14 protein-coding genes and 2 pseudogenes are annotated in these 20278 nt (G+C 54.8%); 9 read left to right on the top strand and 7 right to left on the bottom strand.

Annotated features, from left to right (window positions below; translation table 11 throughout):
* The first annotated feature begins 423 nt into the window (after positions 1–423).
* From fdhF to BN1125_RS18500, 4 genes are all read left to right on the top strand, one after another.
* Complete coding sequence (gene fdhF / locus BN1125_RS06770) at positions 424–4596, top strand: formate dehydrogenase subunit alpha (protein ID WP_042011378.1); 4173 nt, start codon at positions 424–426, stop codon at positions 4594–4596.
* 96 nt (positions 4597–4692) lie between these two features.
* A complete protein-coding gene (locus BN1125_RS19235; protein ID WP_167562310.1) occupies positions 4693–4845 on the top strand; it encodes a hypothetical protein in 153 nt (50 codons plus the stop codon).
* Positions 4846–5278: 433 nt separating this feature from the next.
* Positions 5279–6883: an AbgT family transporter gene (locus BN1125_RS06765; RefSeq protein WP_042011377.1), complete on the top strand. Its 1605-nt coding sequence runs from the start codon at positions 5279–5281 to the stop codon at positions 6881–6883.
* Positions 6884–7211: 328 nt separating this feature from the next.
* The gene (locus BN1125_RS18500; protein ID WP_084202276.1) at positions 7212–8528 is read left to right on the top strand and encodes a tyrosine-type recombinase/integrase; all 1317 of its coding nucleotides are present in this window, start codon (positions 7212–7214) and stop codon (positions 8526–8528) included.
* A 28-nt stretch (positions 8529–8556) separates the two neighbouring features.
* On the opposite strand, the gene BN1125_RS19005 is transcribed toward BN1125_RS18500, so the two are convergent.
* Entirely contained in the window at positions 8557–9522 is a 966-nt protein-coding gene (locus tag BN1125_RS19005) for a hypothetical protein (protein WP_156993169.1), read from the bottom strand.
* A gap of 393 nt (positions 9523–9915) precedes the next feature.
* On the opposite strand from BN1125_RS19005, the pseudogene BN1125_RS19000 reads away from it, so the two are divergent.
* The 4 genes and pseudogenes from BN1125_RS19000 to BN1125_RS06745 all read left to right on the top strand — a co-directional run.
* Positions 9916–10050, top strand: a pseudogene (locus tag BN1125_RS19000) (IS630 family transposase); the annotation flags it as partial.
* Between the two features lie 192 nt (positions 10051–10242).
* Positions 10243–10419, top strand: a complete 177-nt coding sequence (locus tag BN1125_RS06755; protein ID WP_042011383.1) for a helix-turn-helix transcriptional regulator — start codon at positions 10243–10245, stop codon at positions 10417–10419.
* Positions 10420–10795: 376 nt separating this feature from the next.
* The gene (locus tag BN1125_RS06750; RefSeq protein ID WP_167562311.1) at positions 10796–11464 is read left to right on the top strand and encodes a YagK/YfjJ domain-containing protein; all 669 of its coding nucleotides are present in this window, start codon (positions 10796–10798) and stop codon (positions 11462–11464) included.
* Positions 11465–11853: 389 nt separating this feature from the next.
* Positions 11854–12765 carry a LysR substrate-binding domain-containing protein gene (locus BN1125_RS06745; RefSeq protein ID WP_042011374.1) on the top strand — a complete coding sequence of 304 codons (912 nt, stop codon included), beginning with the start codon at positions 11854–11856 and terminating at the stop codon, positions 12763–12765.
* Between the two features lie 55 nt (positions 12766–12820).
* Here the strand turns inward: BN1125_RS06745 and BN1125_RS06740 are convergent, their stop codons facing one another.
* The 6 genes from BN1125_RS06740 to BN1125_RS06715 form a co-directional block, all read right to left on the bottom strand.
* Positions 12821–14065 (bottom strand): cytosine permease, encoded by a 1245-nt coding sequence (locus BN1125_RS06740; RefSeq protein WP_042011373.1) that lies wholly within the window; start codon positions 14063–14065, stop codon positions 12821–12823.
* A gap of 15 nt (positions 14066–14080) precedes the next feature.
* Positions 14081–14476, bottom strand: coding sequence for an allophanate hydrolase-related protein (locus tag BN1125_RS06735; protein WP_042011372.1), 396 nt, complete (start codon positions 14474–14476; stop codon positions 14081–14083).
* Positions 14477–14539: 63 nt separating this feature from the next.
* Positions 14540–15496, bottom strand: coding sequence for a carbamate kinase (locus BN1125_RS06730; protein ID WP_042011371.1), 957 nt, complete (start codon positions 15494–15496; stop codon positions 14540–14542).
* Between the two features lie 2 nt (positions 15497–15498).
* The gene (locus tag BN1125_RS06725) at positions 15499–16911 is read right to left on the bottom strand and encodes a YlbE family protein (RefSeq protein WP_042011370.1); all 1413 of its coding nucleotides are present in this window, start codon (positions 16909–16911) and stop codon (positions 15499–15501) included.
* 8 nt (positions 16912–16919) lie between these two features.
* Complete coding sequence (gene fdrA, locus BN1125_RS06720; RefSeq protein ID WP_042011369.1) at positions 16920–18467, bottom strand: acyl-CoA synthetase FdrA; 1548 nt, start codon at positions 18465–18467, stop codon at positions 16920–16922.
* Positions 18468–18562: 95 nt separating this feature from the next.
* A complete protein-coding gene (locus tag BN1125_RS06715; RefSeq protein WP_042011368.1) occupies positions 18563–19228 on the bottom strand; it encodes a cysteine hydrolase family protein in 666 nt (221 codons plus the stop codon).
* A gap of 234 nt (positions 19229–19462) precedes the next feature.
* Between BN1125_RS06715 and BN1125_RS18105 the strand changes: the two are divergent.
* Positions 19463–20260 (top strand): annotated as a pseudogene (locus BN1125_RS18105) (oxamate carbamoyltransferase subunit AllH family protein); the annotation flags it as partial.
* Positions 20261–20278 lie beyond the last annotated feature (18 nt).

Below are 20278 nucleotides of genomic sequence, written 5' to 3'. Positions count from 1 at the left end.
CTGCCAATTCGGCAGTAGCTGCCTAAGAAGTGGGAAGCCTCGCTGCTTGCGGCGGGGAGCAGTCACGTTGCCCCCTACCAACACCGAAACAAAAGTTGCATATTTTAGGGTATCCCTCATCGTGTTATCACGAGTAATCACCATATTACATGCCGCTTATGGCTGCTTTAATGGCCATAAAACTACAGGTAATGCCATGTTTTAACTCGATATAGCTAGTCAACATCCAGAGTGTCCGCCAAGAATATCACCCGCAGTGAAATCGTTTTCTTTTTAGGCAAACAATCTGAGCTAAATCAAATAAAGTTGCACATCATCTTTGGTATGGTGAGGACATACCAAGCGATCCTCTCTATCGCTCCCCTGCTGGCCGCCCAGCCAGATGCAGCATTCTCTGCGCCTTGAAAGCGAGTTTATGACGCCATGATCACCATCACCCTCGATGGGGCTCAGTTGACGGTTGACCCGACCAGAACCCTGCTCCAAATAGCTAAACAGCACCAGATCGATATTCCCTCCCTGTGCGGTGACCACCCGCACGACCCCCATACCCCCTGCGATCTCTGCGTGGTCGAGATAGCCGACGTCGGCATCCGGCGTGCCTGCCAGACCCATCCGGTCGAGGGGATGGTGATCACCACGGGTTCGACGGCGTTAAGCGCCCATCGCAAGGCGGCGCTCGGTCGCATCCTCTCGGATCACTACGCCGACTGCGAAGCCCCCTGCCAGCGAGCCTGCCCGGCCGGGGTGGATATCCAGTCCTATCTGCACCATATCGCCATGGGAGATCACCAGGCGGCCACCGCCGTCATCAAGCAGACCCTGCCCATGCCGCTCTCCATCGGCCGGGTCTGCCCGGCCTTCTGCGAGGCCGAATGCCGTCGCGCCCTGGTGGATGAGCCGCTGGCCATCCGTCAGCTAAAGCGCCATGCCGCCGATCTGGATCTCGCCGGGATGACCCCCTACCAGCCCCCGAAAAAGCCCGCCAAGGGCAAGCGGGTCGCCATCATCGGCAGCGGCCCGGGGGGCCTCACCTGCGGTTACTACCTGGGCTATGAGGGGTTCGAGGTCGACCTGTTCGAGGCGATGCCCGAAGCGGGTGGCTGGCTACGATACGGCATCCCCGAATACCGCCTGCCCAAGGCGATCCTCGATCAGGAGATCGCGTTGATGTGCCAGAGTGGCATGCGGATCCACACTAGCAAACGCCTGGGGCAGGATCTCAGCCTCTCGGCTCTGTGCCGCGACTACGACGCCGTCTGTCTGGCGGTCGGCGCCTCCAAGGCGGTGCCCATGGAGTACCCGGGCAGCACCCTCGAAGGCTGCTATCTCGGGGTGGATTACCTTAAAGATCGGATGCTCGAGCAGCGCCTGACCACCGGCAAACGGGTTGCGGTGATCGGCGGCGGCAATACCGCTATCGACTGCGCCCGCACCGCGGTGCGCCTCGGGGCCGAGACCACCCTTATCTATCGTCGCACCCGCGCCGAGATGCCTGCCGAGGCCTATGAGATCGACGAGGCGGAGCACGAAGGGGTGCGCTTTTTGATGTTGACCAACCCGGTGGAGAATCTGGCCGATGAAGCGGGCCGCGTCTGTCAGGTGCGCCTCGAGAAGATGGCCCTCGGCGAGCCCGATGCCTCCGGTCGCCGCCGCCCCGAGCCCACCGGCGAGTTTATCGTCGAGGCGTTCGACACCGTCATCGCGGCGGTGTCGCAAAAACCGGACTTGAGCTTTATGGAGCGGGAATTTATGCCGCTCCCCTTCACCCGCTGGCAGACTTTAGAGTCCCACCCCGAGACCATGCACAGCGGCCACCACAATCTGTTTGCCATCGGCGATCTGCGCCGGGGCCCGGCCACCGCCATCGAGGCGGTCACCGATGGTCGCAAGGCGGCGCTGGCCATCGATCAGTTCCTCCATGGCAACATGGTCGACCCGGTTCGCCCCTTCAACGCCTGCAAGGCTCCCACACTCAAGCAGGTCGATCCCGCCCAGTTTGCTCACCTGAAAAAAGTCGCCCGCAGCATCATGCCCCATCTGGCCGAGCGCAGCGGCAGCTTTGCCGAGGTGGAGCAGGGCTTTGACGAAGCCGCCGCCCGGGCCGAGGCAAGCCGCTGCCTCGAGTGCGGCTGTCAGGCCAACACCGATTGTGCACTGCGCGACTACGCCACCGAATACCAGGTCGACCAGCGCGCCCTCGATACCAGCCAGTGCCAGAAGTTTGCGGTGGATAACAGCAGCGAATTTATCGTCTTTGATGCCAACCGCTGCATCGGCTGCGGCCAGTGCGTGCAGGCATGCAATGAGCAGGCGGTGCAAGGAGTGCTGCGCTTTGCCAAGCACAGTGATGGCAGCCTGTCGAACCGCCCGCAGTTCGACAGCGGGCTAGCGATGGGTGACTCCCGCTGCGTGCAGTGCGGCGCCTGCGTACAAGTCTGCCCCACCGGCGCCCTGGTGGATGCCCGCGACAAGTCCCAGGGGCGCACCGAGTTGCTCACCCCGGTCAACACCATCTGCACCTACTGCGGAGTGGGCTGCGGCGTCACCCTCTATGTGGATGAAACGCAGCAACGCATCCGCTATGTGGAGGGCAACCGCCACTCCCCGGTCAACCGGGGACAGCTCTGCGTGAAAGGGCGCTTTGGCTTTGACTTTATCCAGAGCGAGGAGCGCCTCACCACGCCACTTATTCGCAAAGATGGCGAGCTGGTGTCCGCCAGCTGGGAAGAGGCCATCACCCTGGTGGCCGGGCACTTTGGCGCCATCAAGGCCAAGCATGGCAGCGACGCCCTGGCGGGATTCTCGTCGGCCAAGACCACCAACGAAGAGAACTACCTGTTCCAAAAGTTCATGCGCCGGGAGCTTGGCACCAACAACGTGGATCACTGCGCGCGGCTCTGCCACGCCTCGACCGTCACCGGGCTGGAGGCATCGCTCGGCAGCGGCGCCATGACTAACGACATCCCGAGCATCGATCACTCGGATCTCATCTTTATCATCGGATCCGATACCTCGGCAGCCCACCCCATCATCGGCTCCCACATCAAGCGGGTGGTGCGCGAGGGCAAGGCACGACTGGTGGTAGCGGATCCCAAACAGATCGAGATGGCGGACCATGCCAGCCTCTATCTGGCCCACCGCCCCGGCACCGACGTGATGCTGCTCAACGGCCTGATGCAGCAGATCATCAAGAACGAGTGGCACGACAAGGCCTATATTGTCGCACGAGTAGAAGGGTTCGAGGCGCTGCAAGCGGAGGTGCTCTCCCCCGCCTATGCACCGGACAAGGTAGCCCTTGTCACCGGCGTACCGGCCGAGCAGGTGATCGAGCTGGCCCGCCTCATCGGCACCGCCGAGCGCACCGCCGTTTACTACTCCATGGGGATCACCCAGCACACCACGGGCCACGACAACGTGCGCGCTATTGCCAACCTGCAGCTGCTGTGCGGCAACATCGGCATCGAAGGGGGCGGCATCAACCCACTGCGGGGCCAATCCAACGTGCAGGGTGCCTGTGACATGGGGGCCTTGCCCAACTGCCTGCCCGGCTATCAGAAGGTGGCTAATCCCGAGGTACATGCCCGCTTCGCAGCCGCCTGGCAGGCCCCTTGGCTATCTACCACGCCCGGCCTTACCCTCACCGAGACCATAGATGCCGCCTGTGCAGGCAGCATCAAGGGGCTCTACGTGATGGGAGAGAACCCGGTGCTGAGCGATCCGGATCAGCACCACGTCATCGAAGGGCTCAAGCGCCTCGACTTCCTGGTGGTGCAGGATATCTTCCTCTCCGAAACCGCCCAACTGGCCGATGTGGTGCTCCCCTCCTGCTCCTTTGCCGAGAAGAGCGGCCACTTCACCAACACGGAGCGGCGGGTGCAGCGTCTCTCCCCCGCCATCAAGGGGCCGGGGCAGGCGCGTGAAGACTGGTGGATCATCCAGCAGCTCGCCAACGCCATGGGGGGCGACTGGCACTATCAGAACGTGGCCGAGATCACCGCCGAGATCTGCCGGGTCACCCCGCAATATGCCGGTATCGCGTGGGACAAGGTGGGCCCGGCGGGCTTGCAGTGGCCCTGCAACGACGCAGCTCCCAAAGGCACTCGCCTGCTCCACAGCAAGCAGTTTACCCGTGGCAAGGGGGAGATGGTCGCCACCCCATTCCGCTATGCCGCCGAACTGCCCGACGAGACCTATCCCATCGTGCTCACCACCGGCCGCCTGCTGGAGCAGTTCCACACCGGCACCATGACCCGCAAGACCAAAGGGCTCGACAAGCTGGCTGGCCCGCGGGTGATGATGAGCGTGGAGGACGCCGAGCGGATGGGGATCAGCAACAGCGAGCAGGTGAAGGTCACCAGTCGCCGCGGCCATATCGATCTGCCCGCCTTCGTCACCAAGCGGATGCAGCCGGGGGTAGTGTTTATTCCGTTCCACTTCGCCGAGGCACCGGCCAACCGGCTCACCATCAATGCCACCGACCCGCATGCCAGGATCCCCGAGTTCAAGGTGGCGGCAGTGCGCATCGACAAGCTGGAGAGCCCGTTGTTAGCAGAACAACACATCATGCAGGAGGCAGACATCGAGTTAGCCTGAGTGGGGTAGCAAGCCCCACTTGGTTGCCACCTGAGTGACAGCTTGCCGGGAGGGTTGGCCCGCTGCCCCTCCCTGGATGTGCGATAGCAACCAGTTTTGAAAAACGAAAATTTTCGTCAATTTGGAGCTGCAGGTCATGCGTTAAAGATCCCGTTCAACGAGGGCATCACCGCCCTCGTTGCCGAATACAACGCAGGAAACTTGCTGGCCCGACTTGTTGAAGCCCGTGGCGCCCGGGGACTTGGTTAACACAACGCTCTGTTGATGGCCTGTGAGTGATTACTTCCCGGAAAAGAACCTGATGGAATGTCGCTTCTCCTCATCAAAGAACCAGCACCGCGAGCATTTGGGAACAACCTCTACCTGGCTCATTTTCATTGATTGAGGGCTTGGAACGCCTAGGCTCCCCCGCTATATCAATCGCCACACTAGCTCGACAAAAGTGCGACATGGCTCAAAAAAAAACACCCACGCAATACCCATTAACAGGCAAAAGACATACCTATTCAGCCCTGATTCAATAGCCCTTTCCTATAACCTCATGGCGCAATTTGATCTGAATTGATCGAGGCTGTGCCCACCTCTGCTCTGGCTTACTCGTCGTCTCGACAACCCTGATCCATAACCAGCAAGAGTGGTTCACAGCCTTACCGCACTGCCATAAGGATGTAAGGAGAAACAAGTGACATCAAGGACCAGCACCCTCAGACCAGCCCCTACCCAGGCTAGTTTATTTAATCGTTTTCTCAATGGCGTGGAGTGGCTCGGCAATCTGTTGCCACACCCTGTCACTCTATTTTTTATCTTCAGCGTCGCACTGATCGTTGCCTCGGGCATCGCTGCGGCCTTCGATATCAGCGTGGTCGATCCACGTCCTGAAGGGGCTCCCGGACGCAGCACCACCGGCATGATCACCGTCGTCAGCCTATTTAGCGCCGAGGGCTTGCAGCGGATTGTCAGCAATCTGGTAAGCAACTTTACCGGTTTTGCACCACTGGGCACCGTGCTCGTCGCACTGCTCGGGGTTGGCATTGCTGAACATTCCGGCCTGCTGAGCGCCGCAATGCGTGGCCTGGTAATGAGCGCCTCACGTCGAATGGTGACCATCACTGTGGTGTTTGCGGGGATTGTTTCGAACACAGCCTCTGAACTCGGCTATGTGGTGTTGATCCCGCTGGCGGCAATGATCTTCCATTCGCTGGGTCGCCACCCCCTGGCAGGTTTAGCAGCGGCCTTTGCCGGTGTCTCTGGTGGTTACTCTGCCAACCTGCTACTTGGGACCGTCGATCCTTTACTGTCTGGCATTACCCAAATAGCGGCACAGATCATCGATCCCAGTTACTTGGTGGGCCCAGAAGTAAACTGGTATTTCATGTTTGCCAGTACCTTTTTGATTACAGGCCTGGGCGCCTGGGTGACAGAGAAGATCGTGGAGCCCAAGCTTGGCAAATACAATGCCGATCAGGCCAGCGTCGAGCTGAATGAAAAAGCTGAGCAATTGAGCCCCAGAGAAAAACGTGGCCTGTGGGCAGCGCTGGTCACGGTTCTGGTGCTTTCAGGTTTGCTGGCTCTGACCGTGATTCCGGACGACGGTATCTTGCGCCATCCACAAACCGGATTAGTGGCTGGCTCTCCGTTCTTGCACGGCATTGTCGCCTTTATCTTCGTCTTCTTCGCTATTCCAGGCATAGTGTATGGCAGGGTTGTAGGTACCATGCGTGGCGACAAGCAGGTGATCAATGCGATGTCAGCCAGTATGAGCACAATGGGTATGTATATCGTGCTCGTCTTTTTTGCCGCCCAGTTTGTAGCCTACTTCTCCTGGACCAACTTTGGCACTGTGTTCGCGGTCAAGGGAGCGGAATTGCTACAGGCTCTGGGTCTGACCGGACCTGGGTTGTTTTTCGGCTTTATCTTGATGTGCGCGTTTATCAACCTGATGATCGGCTCAGCTTCGGCACAGTGGGCAGTCACAGCGCCGATCTTTGTACCAATGCTGATGTTAATCGGCTACTCGCCAGAGGTGATTCAAGCGGCTTACCGGATCGGGGATTCAGTGACTAACATTATTACCCCTATGATGAGCTATTTCGGTCTGATCCTCGCTGTGGCCGTACGTTATCAGAAAAATTTGGGGATCGGCACGCTGATTGCCACCATGCTACCGTACACGTTGGTGTTTCTGGTCGGTTGGAGCGTCTTCTTCTATATCTGGGTTTTTCTGTTGGAACTACCCGTTGGACCAGGCGCAGCCACTCTTTACCAAGTCGGGTCGCTCGCAGGCTAAAGGCTGTCTCTTGTACAAAAATCCCCAGCATTGGCTGGGGATTTTTGTATTAAGAGACCGGGTATAGCGCTATAAATCACACAATCTCGGCATTGCCACCACACTAACCCTTTGTTTTATATGGTGCCGATAAGGGGAATCGAACTCCTGACCTTCGCATTACGAATCCAGATTTTTATAGAATCAAGAAGTTTCACCAAGAACGACAAATTTTAAATAACATAAATAAAATCAATAGAATGCGATCTTTTTGAAGACTCATGTTGTCTCAGGTAGTTCCACGCCATATCATCACAAAAGCGGGGTATGGAGAGGGGTATGAAACGTGGTGAATAAGCTACTCAATACAGCTACAGAAATCTCTGCTGCGGCCTTGAGAGAAGGTGCAACAGTGCAGCGGTTTGCAGTTCAGTCCAAGCATGGTGGCGGCTTGAAGTTGGAGCTTCGTAGGCACGGTTTGAAGCGTTTTATCTATCGTTACAAATTGGCTGGAAAAGAAGGAGAGTTGCTGCTGGGAAGTCACCCCGCTATGAGTTTGGCTGCTGCTCGTCTCGCCCATGCTGATGCTGTTGCTTTTGTGAAGCAGGGAATTGATCCGCGCCAGGCAGCGAAAGAGGTCAAGATCAAAAATACCCAGATGCCAACACTGCGGGAAGTGTATCGTGATTGGTTGATGTTACGCGCCAAGTCAAAGCCAATAGGTCCACGAACACTGGCTGACTATGAGGGAACTTTTACACGCCATATTGAAAGAGCTTTGGGCAATCTTCGTGTTTGTGACTTGTCACGTGCCGTACTGTATGAGCATTTTCGCCAAGTAGATACGGCTGAAGGGACACGAAAGGGATTAATCGTGTTGAATCAATGTCTGGATCATGCGGTTCTTCAAGGCTACATTGAAATAAATCCCGCTCGACTGTTAAAACCAGCCATGTTTGGAGCATCAATGCCGCCTCCTCGTGAGCGGTGGCTGGCTAAAGAGGAATTAAGGAAATTATGGCTTGCACTTGAGCAAGCAACATCAGGAGCTGGCGCCAAAGCGAATGGAGGGCGTGGTATAGCTTCTAATGTGGTGTTGTCTCTTTCGGTCGCAAATTGTTTACGACTAATTTGTTTAACTGCTGTCCGGCGCTCAGAAGCTGTAGCTATGAAATGGGAACAAATTAATGGTGATCGTTGGACAATTCCTGAAACGAAAAATGGACGAACGCATGTTGTAACATTATGCCCACTAGCGCAGCGTATACTGAAACAACAAGAGGCTTTATCACAGGGACAATTCGTATTTGAATCTACTAGCAAGATTGGACATCCTATTACTGGTGATGCGGTTACCAAGGCGTTAGAACGTGTAAGGATAAAATACTTAGCTGAGCTTGAACCATTCAGCCCGCATGATCTGCGTCGAAGTGTAGCAACAGGTACAGCAGAATATTTGGATGCACCAGAACGACTAATTGAATTACTACTTAATCATGTACCAAAAGACCGTCTCATTAGGACCTACCAAGTTGGAGGGATGGCAGATAAGTTGCGAGTGCTATTCTTATCATGGGGCGGATTCATAGAGTCAGTAATTACCGTAACCATGGAAGAAAATGATACTGGAAATATAGTTTCTGTGGATTTCAGAAGGAAAAAATAAGAAAGCACCAGCAAATGCTGGTGTTTTTTTATTTGGATATCTTTTCGTACTCATCCCTAATGAGTCTAATTATTACTTCATTTTTTCTTCTGTCAGTTTTCATGCAAATTTCGTCTAGCATGCTAATTATCTTTTCTGGCAAGACAACACTAACTGATTTTTTCCCATTGTTCTTGTCACGAAATGATTTTTGTGACCAGGCTGACTTCATTTTTCTAAGCGTCAGTTCTCTGGCTGGTGGAACTTCATTTAGCAGGTCAAAGAGTGTAACAATGCAGTCTTTGGTTGCCGAAGAATTATCTCTGTTGATAAACCATATCGGAGGATTATTATTTCCTGTCTTTGGATTTTCAAACAAATAACTCCATGCCCATTTGCTATCACAATTTTCTATCCATGTCTTCACATCCATTTTTTGGCCAGTACTTTGCCATCTCAATTTTAAAAATTCAACATCCTTTATTTTCTGTTCATTTTTTGCATCGATTATATCAAAAAAAGAAATGATGCCATTTTTTTTGCTGATATTGTTAGTTGGTGAAAGGTCTAGACTCCAGTTGTTATATACATGAAATGTCTGGGGTGCTTCAAATGCGCCATCTATTCTGATCCCAACGTCCATAGTTAAAGGTGATGCATCAGGATATTTAGTTAAAGAGCGTATGTATGCCCATACGTAATTACACAAGCGATCGTTTTTTGTATCTATCCAATTAAAATTTGTTTCGTTTATACACTCAGATTTAATACTACTTATTATTAACTCTCGAGGGGCAATGCTCCCCTCAAAATTTTTGAGGGGAGAGCCAAGTCCACAATTAGCTCTATTTATAAGGATGCTACTATTATTGGAAAGGTAACTGATTATTTCCTCATCAGTTACAGGTAAGGATACGCCTTTATTTAATAATCTGAGGGTGAACTCCCTTTCCCTTTTGGATAAAGAGATAGTGGGTTTTATTTCTAGACCATTCTCACTATATATTGTTGGCATAATTTTATCAGCCTATCAAAAATGCATTACTAAGTAATTTTGTTGCTGTTTCAGGTTGTTTGTTGGTTATTTTTTAGCTTGTTTTTGAGTGATTTGCAATGTCTTTTTGTAGCATGTTTTTCCATGCTTGAGCGCGGCATCACCGTGCTTTTGTCCATCACCAGCTTACTTTCTTGGGTTCCGATGAAGGTATTGAAGGCCTACGGTGTCGGGGAGGATGGCATGTAATCTCTATCAACGGGCATGTTGATAGGCGCGCAGTACAACCCTAGGCACTTGAATGCCTGTGCCCATAATTGGGCCACGTTATCCTCTGTGAGTGAGGAGCATAAAGAGATGCCTTCACTTAGTGAATGTTGGGTAATGATATCTGGATCGTTAGCGTTGAATACATGGCACAAGTTACATGAAGCCATCACACGCAATCACCAATGCAGAGGAATGGTCAACCTATTGGCTTGAGTGAAGCACTTCATGGATACAGTGTCGTCTCTCCCTAGAAATGGCTATGAAACAGAGAAGGTGTAGCACTATTAGGATCAGGTATTTAGCTTAGCTCACCAAGTTGGTGCCTCAGCTCTACTAATGAGATGTAGACCTGTGCCTTTTAAAGGCTCTCTTGGGTAACGGAATTTGATCAAGATATATGGGGTTTACGTTTTCTGTTTCGCTATGTTTTTACACGAGCACCACGTCCTATGGACGACAAAGGAGCTCATCATGAAACTACTTAAGTTGAAAGATGTCATCGCAATGACATCACTCTCTAAAGCATCAGTTTATCGTCAGATGAATGACGGTAAATTTCCAGCATCAGTCAAGATAGGCCCAAGATCTGTTGCTTGGGTTAGCTCTGAAATAGAGTCGTGGATTGAAGAGAAAATAAATCTTCGCTAGGGCTAATTTCTGACGAGCAATTGAAATAAATTGGCTCGTTGTTCAGGTTACAAGTCTTGTCCTATCTGTGGTTAGAGTTATTTGGTTGGTTTTACATTCAATACTTTGGTGTCGGCAATAGTAATATATAAATAAGGAGTGCAAGTAAACATCGAATAACACTGCATACTCAAGTATGCAGAACAACAGTACAAACATGTGGATGTCATAACCATCAGCATACCGAAATCCATAACCCATCATATCGCTAAGCTGATAGTACTGTTTCAAATCTTCAATGCAGATGTGCTAATGCACACTTGCAAACCGCTACCTTAATTTTAATGCAGGCATACATTCGAAGCATGTGGCCATGCTTTTATTTATGGAGTTTAATATGTTCGACACTCTTAATGAATATCGAGTTGCGGCTGAACGCCACTATCAGAAAAATGGATATACTTTCGATAAGGATAACCTCAGTAAAATTGTTGCTGTGATGAATGATGCTTTTACTCAATACTCTAGGGTCTTTGCCTTTAGAGTTGACCTTCGCTTCCCTGATAATTTGTTTACTAGGATGCTATCAGAAGGTAGTTCACGTTATCATGGCGCTGTGCTGAAAGCATTCTTTGCGGAACTTGATAAACTGTTTGTGCTGGATCAGCTGTGCCAAGCTACAAATGGGAAAAGGGTTCGCAAAACAGTAATCAGATATGTTTGGGCGAGGGAGCAAACAGCAGAGGCTGTCGTTCCTCACTATCACTTGATGTTTTTCTTAAATGGGGATGCCTATTGCTCTCTGGGAAGATTTAAGTCTGAGAATATGAATCTGGCAAACAAGCTTCGAGTGGCTTGGCATCGAGCCGTCTTTGAAACGGATTTATCAATTGATTTTTGCAGGAGGCGAGGGTTGGTTCAACTTTCTGAGGAGGGACAGCACGAAGTGTTCTCAGATGATCCTGTGGCTATAAAAAAAGTGCTGCTCCATGCCGCCTACCTTGCCAAAAAGGAATCGAAGCGCCGTGGAGAGGGATATCAGTGTTTCGGGGGGAGTAACCTTTGAAGGTTTATTGGAGTTGATAAATTACTTTTACTGCGACTGTATAGGCGGCATCTGATCCAGGAGCAGAAACTCCTGGATCTGTTAAGCCAACCCTCATTTGTTGCCGCGTCAATTGGAGTAACCCATGGTCGCCCATTTCCGCCTTTCACCCCGACCTACTCTATGCAAAGCCGGGTGGCGGTAATCGATGAGTGACGGTCCGTTCAGAGCTCTCTGGTTCCAATGCTGCGCTGGGTGTAGTGATATGATGGACTGACCTATCCATCACAGTTGGCTACATTAATGCGATCTACCGTTTTGTGATGGGCATTGAAGCACTTGATGATAGTGGTCAATGAATACAGTGAGTAGTGATGCTATGGTGATGGTAGGGAAAGGAGTTGCTTTGCATGGTTATCACCGCTGACGCGATCAAAGTTGTTATTGTCATTGCCCGCTGTGGCAGTTTTGCTGCCGCCTCCCAAGAGTTGCACAAGGTACCGAGCGCGCTCAGTTACACTCTTCACAAACTTGAAGACTCTCTCGGTGTCAGTCTGTTCGAGCGTCAGGGAAAGCAGCTGGTGCTTACCGAGGCTGGCTACCACTTTATCAAGCGCGGTGAGCTGATCTTGGGAGAGCTTAACAGTCTGGAGGACTCGACTCGCCTGATTGCCATGGGAGTGGAGCCCTCGATCCGCCTCTCTTTTAACAACATCCTTTCGCTGGCGCCTCTCACCCCTTTGCTACATGAATGCGAGCGGCTTTTCCCCCAAACTGAAATTCAGCTCGCCATTGATGTTCACGATGGGGTTTGGGATGCCCTGTTGGGCAAACGTGCCGATATTGCTGTAGGTGCGCCCAACCAGGTGATTGCCAACAGTGAAATAGGTGCAGAACCGATGGGAATGGTGGACTGGGTCTTTGCCGTAAGCCCGAACCATCCGGTAGCCAAGTTACCCCAGCCCCTTACTGAACGCGCCCTGCGACGTTATCCGGCGATTTGCATTCGAGATACCTCTGTACAGCTCAAGCCCAAGGAAGCTTGGTTGTTGCGTGGTCAGAAGGCGCTACAAGTACCCGATTTTCACAGCAAGCTCTCGCTTCAGGCTGAAGGGGTCGGTATCGGTTTTGTGCCGCGTCACTTTGGCCAGCCACTGATTGACGACGGTCGTCTTCAGGTGATGACAATAGAGTCGCCGAAACAGCCGACCCCACTGTTTCTGGCCTGGCAGCGCCAGCATACGCGTCCCTGTTTTAGCTGGTGGTTGCAGCAACTGCGTGATCCAGCCTTACAACAAGGGTTGCTGGGGGCACTCGGCTAGCGCCGGTTTGTCCGTAAAAAAGGCCGCATCTGCGGCCTTTTGGTTATACGGATAATCAGTTGGCCCGCTCATTGGCGATAAGCGCCGGACGGCGGCTTAGGGCTAGATAACCGAGGCTAGCGACCAGAATGGAGTCCAGCGACGGGATCATGGTCAGGGTGATGACGCCGTTGGCGGTCAAGAAGCCAACCAGTGAACCGAGGACCCAGACCACAAATGTGCTCCACTTAATTGTTGGTTCCTGAGCCAGTAGTTGCTCGTCATACCCTTGGCTGCGATAGCGCAGGAAGTCGGCGATGTAGATGCCGGCCACCGGCGGCGTTGCGATACCCAAGAAGAGCAGGAAGGGGATAAACCAGCTCATGATGTCCATGCTGCCCACCACAGTCGCCAAAACGCCAAGCGCGATGGTGATCTGCCATTTCGGTATGCGCTCGAGCAAGGTCGAGACCACCAGTGTGCCCTGAAACATGTTGCCGGCATTACCGGTGACGCAGGCAAAGACTAGCAACAGGGCCGCGGGTAGTGCTGCACCGAGCGGTGCCATCGCCCCCAACAGGGAGCCTTGCCCCGTGATGTTGCTTGGGGTTGCGCCGGCCCAGAACAGGAGAGGGTAGGCAACCATAAAAGTCAGCACTGCGGCGATAAGAGCATGCTTTCGGTTATGCACGAAGCTGCCAAAATCGGGCAAGGTTGCCACTAGGACGATGATGGTACCGACCACACTGGACACCGCGACGCCAGTCTCCATTCCGTTCAAGGCTTCGGTGACAGGAGCGGGCTGGGTATCTAGTACCACGCTCAGGATATAACAGAGCATCAGACCAATCACTGGCACGGCCAACTGAGCCACCTTGCCAAGCACGGCAAAACCGAAAGCTGTCGATATGGTGAAAATCACGCAGCCAATTGCCACCAGCAGGGGCGCCGGGACGGATACGCCTTGCTGTGCGAACAGATCCTGTACCGTGTGCCCAAACATGTTGGCTGTGACCGAGATCCAGCCAAACAGACTGATTGCCATCAGAATGTTGATGGCAATGGCGCCCTTATTGCCAAAAGAGAATTTGACTATGCCATAGGTTGGTAGTCGGGCCTTTTCTCCCACGCTGATGGTGATGGCAGAGAGGATGGCCAGGATAGCTCCCCCCAATGCAACGACGCTGATCAGCTGCCCCTCCAGCAACTGGTTACCCAAGCTGGATGATGAGAGTAGCACTGGGGTCATGGCGATACCCAGCAGGATCATGGTGATATGCAGGCCGGATGCCGTTCCCGGGCTCGTTTCGGTTTTGCGCATGATGCTCTTCCTTGCTTAGTTGATGTGGTGGTGACCTGTGTAATTGCGCCAGCCGCCGGTTTCGGTGATCTCCCGTTCGCCTTCAACTAGCCAAGGCTCAGCCAGCACACCCAGCACTTCCTGACCGTCCTTGAGGGTGACTTTGCCAATCGAGAGGCCAGCTGGCTCTTTTTGCAGGATGCTGCCAAGCCCTGCGGGCGGTACGGCCCAAAGCTCCAGTGCAATCTCGGCACCTTCACCAGGGAAGCGGATCATGCCGGGGTGGCGATCGCCGATGCTCCAGCAGCGGTAATCCGCGGTGGTGGTTGACTCGGCGACAAACTCGGCGTCGACGGCCAGCATGTTGGGATTCAGTTCAAGGCCGCGCATCAGCGTACCGTTGACTGCGAGCAGAACCTTGTTGTCAGACATGAGTACTCCTTAAATAACGTGGTGATGTGTTTCTTGCAGCGGGGCACCCAGCCCCGCTTGTCATCAGTGACCCAGAAAACGGGTTCCGGCTTGGCCAAGCACAGCCTTGCCCATGGAAGGCGGATTAGTGATAAGACCCACCCCATCAGGACATCCCTTGAGGTAGCTCAACATGGCTTCTACCTTGGGCCCCATGCTGCCGGCACCGAAGTGGCCGTCGGCCAGCAGTTGAGTTGCCTCTGCAAGGTTCAGGGTCTCGAGCCAACGTTGTTCTGGTGTTCCGAAATGGATGGCAACCTGTTCGACACCGGTCGGGATTAACAGCATGTCGGCTTGCAGCTCGATAGCGAGCAGGGCAGAGGCGCGGTCTTTGTCGATGACCGCTTGTGCTGCCTGCAGGGAACCGTCGTTTTCCCTAACGACAGGAATGCCGCCACCGCCACAGGCAATGACAAGCGCATCTTGCTCGAGTAGGGCTCGTATGGTGGGAGTCTCGACGATGCCAAGTGGTGCCGGGGAGGCGACCACTCGTCGCCAGCCGCGCCCGGCATCTTCGGCAATCTGCCAGCCCTGCTCTGCGGCTAGCTGTTCGGCGATCGGTTGGCTCATGTGCGCCCCGATGGGTTTGTCGGGATGAGCAAAGGCCGGGTCACAACGATCGATCAGGGTTTGGGTGACCAGCGCGATGACCTTGGTGTGTGCCAGTCCGCGGCGCTGCAGCTCGTTACCGAGGGCGTTTTGGAACATAAAACCAATAGCGCCCTGGGTATCGCCAACGGCGTACTCGAGCGGCACGGTCGGCACTTGCGCACTGGCCAGCTCGCTTCGGCGCAGGATAAAGCCCACCTGTGGCCCATTGCCGTGGGTCAACACCACCTGCCAGCCCGCAGCAATCAGGTCCGCCACATGGCGTGCTGTTTCGACTACCGCATCGTATTGCTGGTCGAGTGACACTTCGTCATTGCTTCGGATCAGGGCATTGCCGCCAACAGCAACGACCGCAAGTTTCTTCTTCTGCATGCTTATTCCTCCAGATTGCCGGCGATGGCCGAGAGAGCGCTGATAAAGCAGGCTAGCGGGGCAGTCGTGATCCCCGCGCCAATCTGGCCAACGCCAGCCTGCTTGTGAGCGATACCGGTGTTGATGACAGGCAGGATGTTGCGATCTACAACCTTGCGGGCATCGATACAGGCTGCAGAACCGGCAAAGTTGAGTGCAGGCAGGGTAAATGCTGGATGTTGGGTCAGCGTGATTTGCTGCATCGCCATGCTGTGACCGATGGCATCAGCCGGGGTACCGCCAACAAACTTGACGATGGCAGGTGAAGCGGCCATGGCGAACCCGCCGATCCCTGCCGTTTCGGTAATGGCGGAATCGCCGAGGTCGGCGGCCGCGTCATCGACGCCGTAGCCGGGGAAGAAGAGGCCGTTTACCGGGTTGGCCGGAGCTTGGAACCAGCGATCGCCAGTGCCGGAGAGGCGGATGCCGAAGTTGACTCCGTTGCGGGCCATCACGGTCACCATGGTGCTGTGAGGCACGCCATGCGCCGCATCGAGCATCACTTTGCAGGCGGCCATCGAGAGGTTGAGGAAGAAGTGATCGTTGGCAGCGATGAACTCCAGCACCTCGGGGCCATGCTCAAGTCTGGCGAGGGTCGGAGCAAGCCGCTTGAACAGCAGGCCGCTGGCTGCGGCATTACGGTTATGGCACTCGTCACCCATATGCAAGGCTTGGGCAATAAGAGGCTTGAGTTCAATTGCGCCGCATTGTTCGAGAGCCGCGGCCAAGGTCGGGGCCAGTACGCCCCCCATCCAGCGCAGGCGGTTCAGCACCTCATCACTGTTGGCACCAAAACGCAGGACCTTTCCGAGTCCTTCATTGAAGTTGCAAAACGCACGGTTGCCGTGGGCACGATTCTCTACCACCCAGATAGGCATAGAAGGGCTGATGATGCCGGACATGGGACCGACGGCCTGATAGTGGTGGCAGGGCTCGAGTGCTATATCACCCCGTGCAGCCATGTCCATGGCGCTGTCAACATCCTTAGCCCAGCCTTCGAACACGATGGCTCCTGCGATGGCGCCCTGCATTGGGCCGCACATGTCGCTCCAATCGATTGGAGGACCCGCGTGCAGGATGCGGTGTTTGCCATTCAGGGCTGATATTTCGCGGCTGGCAACGCTCACACCGATCAAGGTGGGTTGGGCTTCGAGGTAGCGTTGCATGGCCTGCTCGTTGGCAGCCTTAATACGCGGATCTTCCAGTAGGGTGGCCAGCGTCCAGTTGGCGGCATCATCCCCTTCTGCGACCGGCTGCCAGGCCAGATGCAATACTTGGCCACCAGCGTCGGTCAGGTTGTCAGAAAAGCTCTGCAGGCCCAGCCCCAGAACCCGGAGCGGTTGTTGAAACAGGGAGTTGGCGGATTGAATGCTCATCTTGGTTCTCACTTCAGTTGCAGGGCCAGTCGGGCGGCAAGCTGGGCGGCTTGCATGTTGCTTTGGGCGATCAGCACACCCGCCTCGCGCAGACGATCGATCTGCTGTTGGCGAGGTTGGGGATCGAGTTCGGTGCCGCAGACGTGGGCGATGGTGATGAGCTGGCGGCCTGCCTGCCCAGCCTTGTGGCGCGCATGCGCCAGCGTGACGAGTAATTCGCCAGTAGGATCGAGGCTCGCGCCATAGCCCAGTACCACATCAAAGAGCAAGATGGCGGTAGTGGGATCGGTGGCCTCCTGCAACAGACGTGCGTTGCGCAGGGTAGGGTCGATCATGGGGTGAGGGCGGCCTTGGGTGAACTCGTCATCACCCATGTCCACCAAGCTGTGGCCATAACCACGGGCGGGGTCTTGCAGCGCTCTTGCGCCTTTAACCGGCGCGTTGGATTCGCACTCGAGACCGGCAGCGATGAGGGCAAGCTGTGCTTCGTAGCAGAAGGTGCCGCCGGCAAAGATGCCGCGAATATCCCGCTGACCTTGTGCCATGGCACCAAGGGTACTTTGCGCTTTCTCAAGGGCCGCATCATCAAGGCAGGCAGGGGGGGGCAGTTCCTCACCACGCAGGGAGGCCACAGCCATATCAGCTGCATGTTGCAGGCTGGTAGCGGGGAGGACGCCTTGTGCTGCCAATGCGGCGCAGTCGGCGCCAAGGAAATGCACCACAACCGGCTTGCCGCACTCACGGGCCAGGGTCAGCACCTGTTGGCTCACGGCTTCTGAGGGCGGTTTGGAGATCAGGACGATAAGGCGGGTGCCTGGATCGGCGGCCAGCATCCGGAGCGCTTGTTGCATGCTCAGGCCACCGATCTCTTCATGCAGGTCGCGCCCGCCGGTGCCGAGCGCCTGGGATACACCTTCGCCCAGATGATGAATGCGGCAGCTCACTTCTTGCAGGCCTGTACCGGACGCGGCTACCAGGCCGATGGAGCCTCGGCGTACCACGTTGGCAAACCCCAGCGGCATGCCATTGACGATAGCGGTGCCGCAGTCGGGACCCATCACCAGCAGGTCTTGACGGAAGGCAAACTCCTTGATGACAAGCTCTTGTGCTTCGGGCACGTTATCGGAAAACAGCATCACGTTCATACCAAGGTGCAATGCCTTGAGGGCTTCGGCGGCAGCGTAACGACCGGGTACCGAGATGAGGGCGAGGTTGGCATCGTGGTTACGCTCCTTGCCCATGGCCAGAGAGGTGGCAGGTCGCTGGCCGACCGCGCCAGGGGTGTCGTCAACCGCTGCCGGGCGCAGCAGCTCGTCGGCCAGTGCCAGCGCCTTCTCGCCAACATCTTCATCGGCCAGCAAGGCGATCAGCAGATCGCTGGGTTTGGCCGCCACGGAAATCGCCATTCCCGCATCGCGCATCCGATCGAGATTGGCATCGGTCGCCATGGCGACGGAGGCTTGACGCACACCCTCCAGCCCGCTTAGGCGGGAGGATACTTGCATCAGCGAGACAGAGTCCTTGTAGAGATTTGAATAGATTTTGTAGTGCAACATGTCAGCGTTTCCGTAGTAAACGGGTGCAGAAGACCCTGACCCGATCACGGGCCTTCTGTCAGTCAGTTGAAGGTTGGGGCGATAGGCCCCAAGAATCAGTCTTTTAGGGCTGCGACCAGTTGTTCGGCGTCGCTAACCCAGCCGACAATAGCGCCCTGGGCCTGGATCATCTCGAGGGTGACCCGGTGGAATTCGGGGAAGTAGGACGCGCAACAATCTGCCGGGATCACCAACTCATAGCCACGGTCGTTGGCTTCACGAGCGGTGGTCTGCACGCAGACCTCGGTGGTAACGCCGCAGATGATGAGGGAGCGAATGCCGCGGGCTTGCAAGATCAGGTGCAGGTCGGTGGAGTAAAAAGCCCCCTTGCCAGGCTTGTCGATCACCGGTTCGCCAGCGATGGGATAGAGCTCGGGGATGATGTCGTGGCCCGCTTCACCTTGCACCAGGATCCGGCCCATGGCGCCTTGCTCCCCGATGAAACGCTTGCCGCCGCGGACCAGCTTGGCCGGCAGACAGTCGGTCAGATCCGGACGATGACCTTCACGTGTATGAATGACCAACATGCCTTTGGCTCGAGCCGCATCCAGCACCTTGCGGCAGGGTTCGATGGCCCGGCGCACGAGGGAAACATCGTTACCGAGGGCATGACCAAATCCATTCGGTTCGACGAAATCACGCTGCATGTCGATCACGATGAGGGCGGTGGTTGCCGGGTCGAAGGTGAAATCGAAGGGCTGTGCACTGATACGCTTGTTCATTGTGTTCTCCTACGAGGTGGATGATTCATGGCCAGTCTATGGAGGGCGTTGAGGGGGTGCGCAGAAAGAAATTGAGCACAACCGACAAAAGATTTGAGGGATGGTAATTCATGCTGATGGCACAATGGCTAAGAGTCCGGTCATTGCTGGGATTGCACCATATCGGTATCACATGACCGTCGGTTCAGCAGGCAGTGAAGCAAATCATAGAACTGTGATCCCTCTCGCCAATCCATGTTCAAGGAGCCCCTTTTGTCACAGCGTTCTCTCTCGGTCATTCGTGGTTGCCAGCGTGTCCTGGCGATGCCAAAGCAGGATGTGTTGATCGTTCACTCTCGTTTTCAGCGCAGTTGCAATTTTATATCGGACCAAGGTGAATGGCTGACTTTGGTGATAAATGGCGTGGCTTTGCCCCCTGCTGGGATGGAACTGGCGACAGAATTTTTACCTGATGACATGCAACCGGGGAGTCGCTGGCTTTGGCACGAGAATACACTGGTGGGGCCTCACAGTAAGATCCGGCTTGTCGATTGTCAGTGGCAGTCGACCCGCCTCACCGCGGGTCAGGGGCTCATGCCATGTCTGTTACCTTCGCTGGATCACTTCTTGTCATTTGCCCCTCCTGTTGGTGGTTTCTGGTCCCAATGGCATGGGGAAGATCATGACTATCTGCTTCCACCATTAACTGCCCTGCAAAATTGGTTGGGTGGCGCCAAGGTGGAGCTGGGTCCTGTTCTCACCCCTTTGCTTGGTTATGGGCATGGCCTGACGCCCTCCGGTGATGACTTTCTGCTTGGGATTCTGTTTGCTTTGGAGTGGACGGCATTTCAAGGTAGGGATGAGTTTGTTGCTGCTTTGTTACCTCTGCTAACACGTACAACGGAGATCAGTGCCGTGATGCTTAAAATGGGGGGAGCAGGCCATTATGGCGAGCGTTTACTGCAACTGGTGACAGCCCGAGAACAAGATGTTGTCAGCGCAATTAAGAATATTGCGGATTATGGACACTCGTCAGGTCATGACATGTTATGCGGGATTAGGTTTGTATTC

The sequence above is a fragment of the Aeromonas fluvialis genome (genome assembly GCF_000819885.1).
GTDB lineage: Bacteria > Pseudomonadota > Gammaproteobacteria > Enterobacterales > Aeromonadaceae > Aeromonas > Aeromonas fluvialis.
Note: the sequence above shows the minus strand (reverse complement) of the source record. Positions and strands in the feature narration are given on the sequence as shown.

Bases quoted from the DNA above. Each gene is read 5' to 3' on its own strand.
- fdhF (WP_042011378.1), top strand. From the start codon at position 424: ATGATCACCATCACCCTCGATGGGGCTCAGTTGACGGTTGACCCGACC.
- BN1125_RS19005 (WP_156993169.1), bottom strand. From the start codon at position 9,522: ATGCCAACAATATATAGTGAGAATGGTCTAGAAATAAAACCCACTATC.
- BN1125_RS06755 (WP_042011383.1), top strand. From the start codon at position 10,243: ATGAAACTACTTAAGTTGAAAGATGTCATCGCAATGACATCACTCTCT.
- BN1125_RS06750 (WP_167562311.1), top strand. From the start codon at position 10,796: ATGTTCGACACTCTTAATGAATATCGAGTTGCGGCTGAACGCCACTAT.
- BN1125_RS06745 (WP_042011374.1), top strand. From the start codon at position 11,854: ATGGTTATCACCGCTGACGCGATCAAAGTTGTTATTGTCATTGCCCGC.
- BN1125_RS06740 (WP_042011373.1), bottom strand. From the start codon at position 14,065: ATGCGCAAAACCGAAACGAGCCCGGGAACGGCATCCGGCCTGCATATC.
- BN1125_RS06735 (WP_042011372.1), bottom strand. From the start codon at position 14,476: ATGTCTGACAACAAGGTTCTGCTCGCAGTCAACGGTACGCTGATGCGC.
- BN1125_RS06730 (WP_042011371.1), bottom strand. From the start codon at position 15,496: ATGCAGAAGAAGAAACTTGCGGTCGTTGCTGTTGGCGGCAATGCCCTG.
- BN1125_RS06725 (WP_042011370.1), bottom strand. From the start codon at position 16,911: ATGAGCATTCAATCCGCCAACTCCCTGTTTCAACAACCGCTCCGGGTT.
- fdrA (WP_042011369.1), bottom strand. From the start codon at position 18,467: ATGTTGCACTACAAAATCTATTCAAATCTCTACAAGGACTCTGTCTCG.
- BN1125_RS06715 (WP_042011368.1), bottom strand. From the start codon at position 19,228: ATGAACAAGCGTATCAGTGCACAGCCCTTCGATTTCACCTTCGACCCG.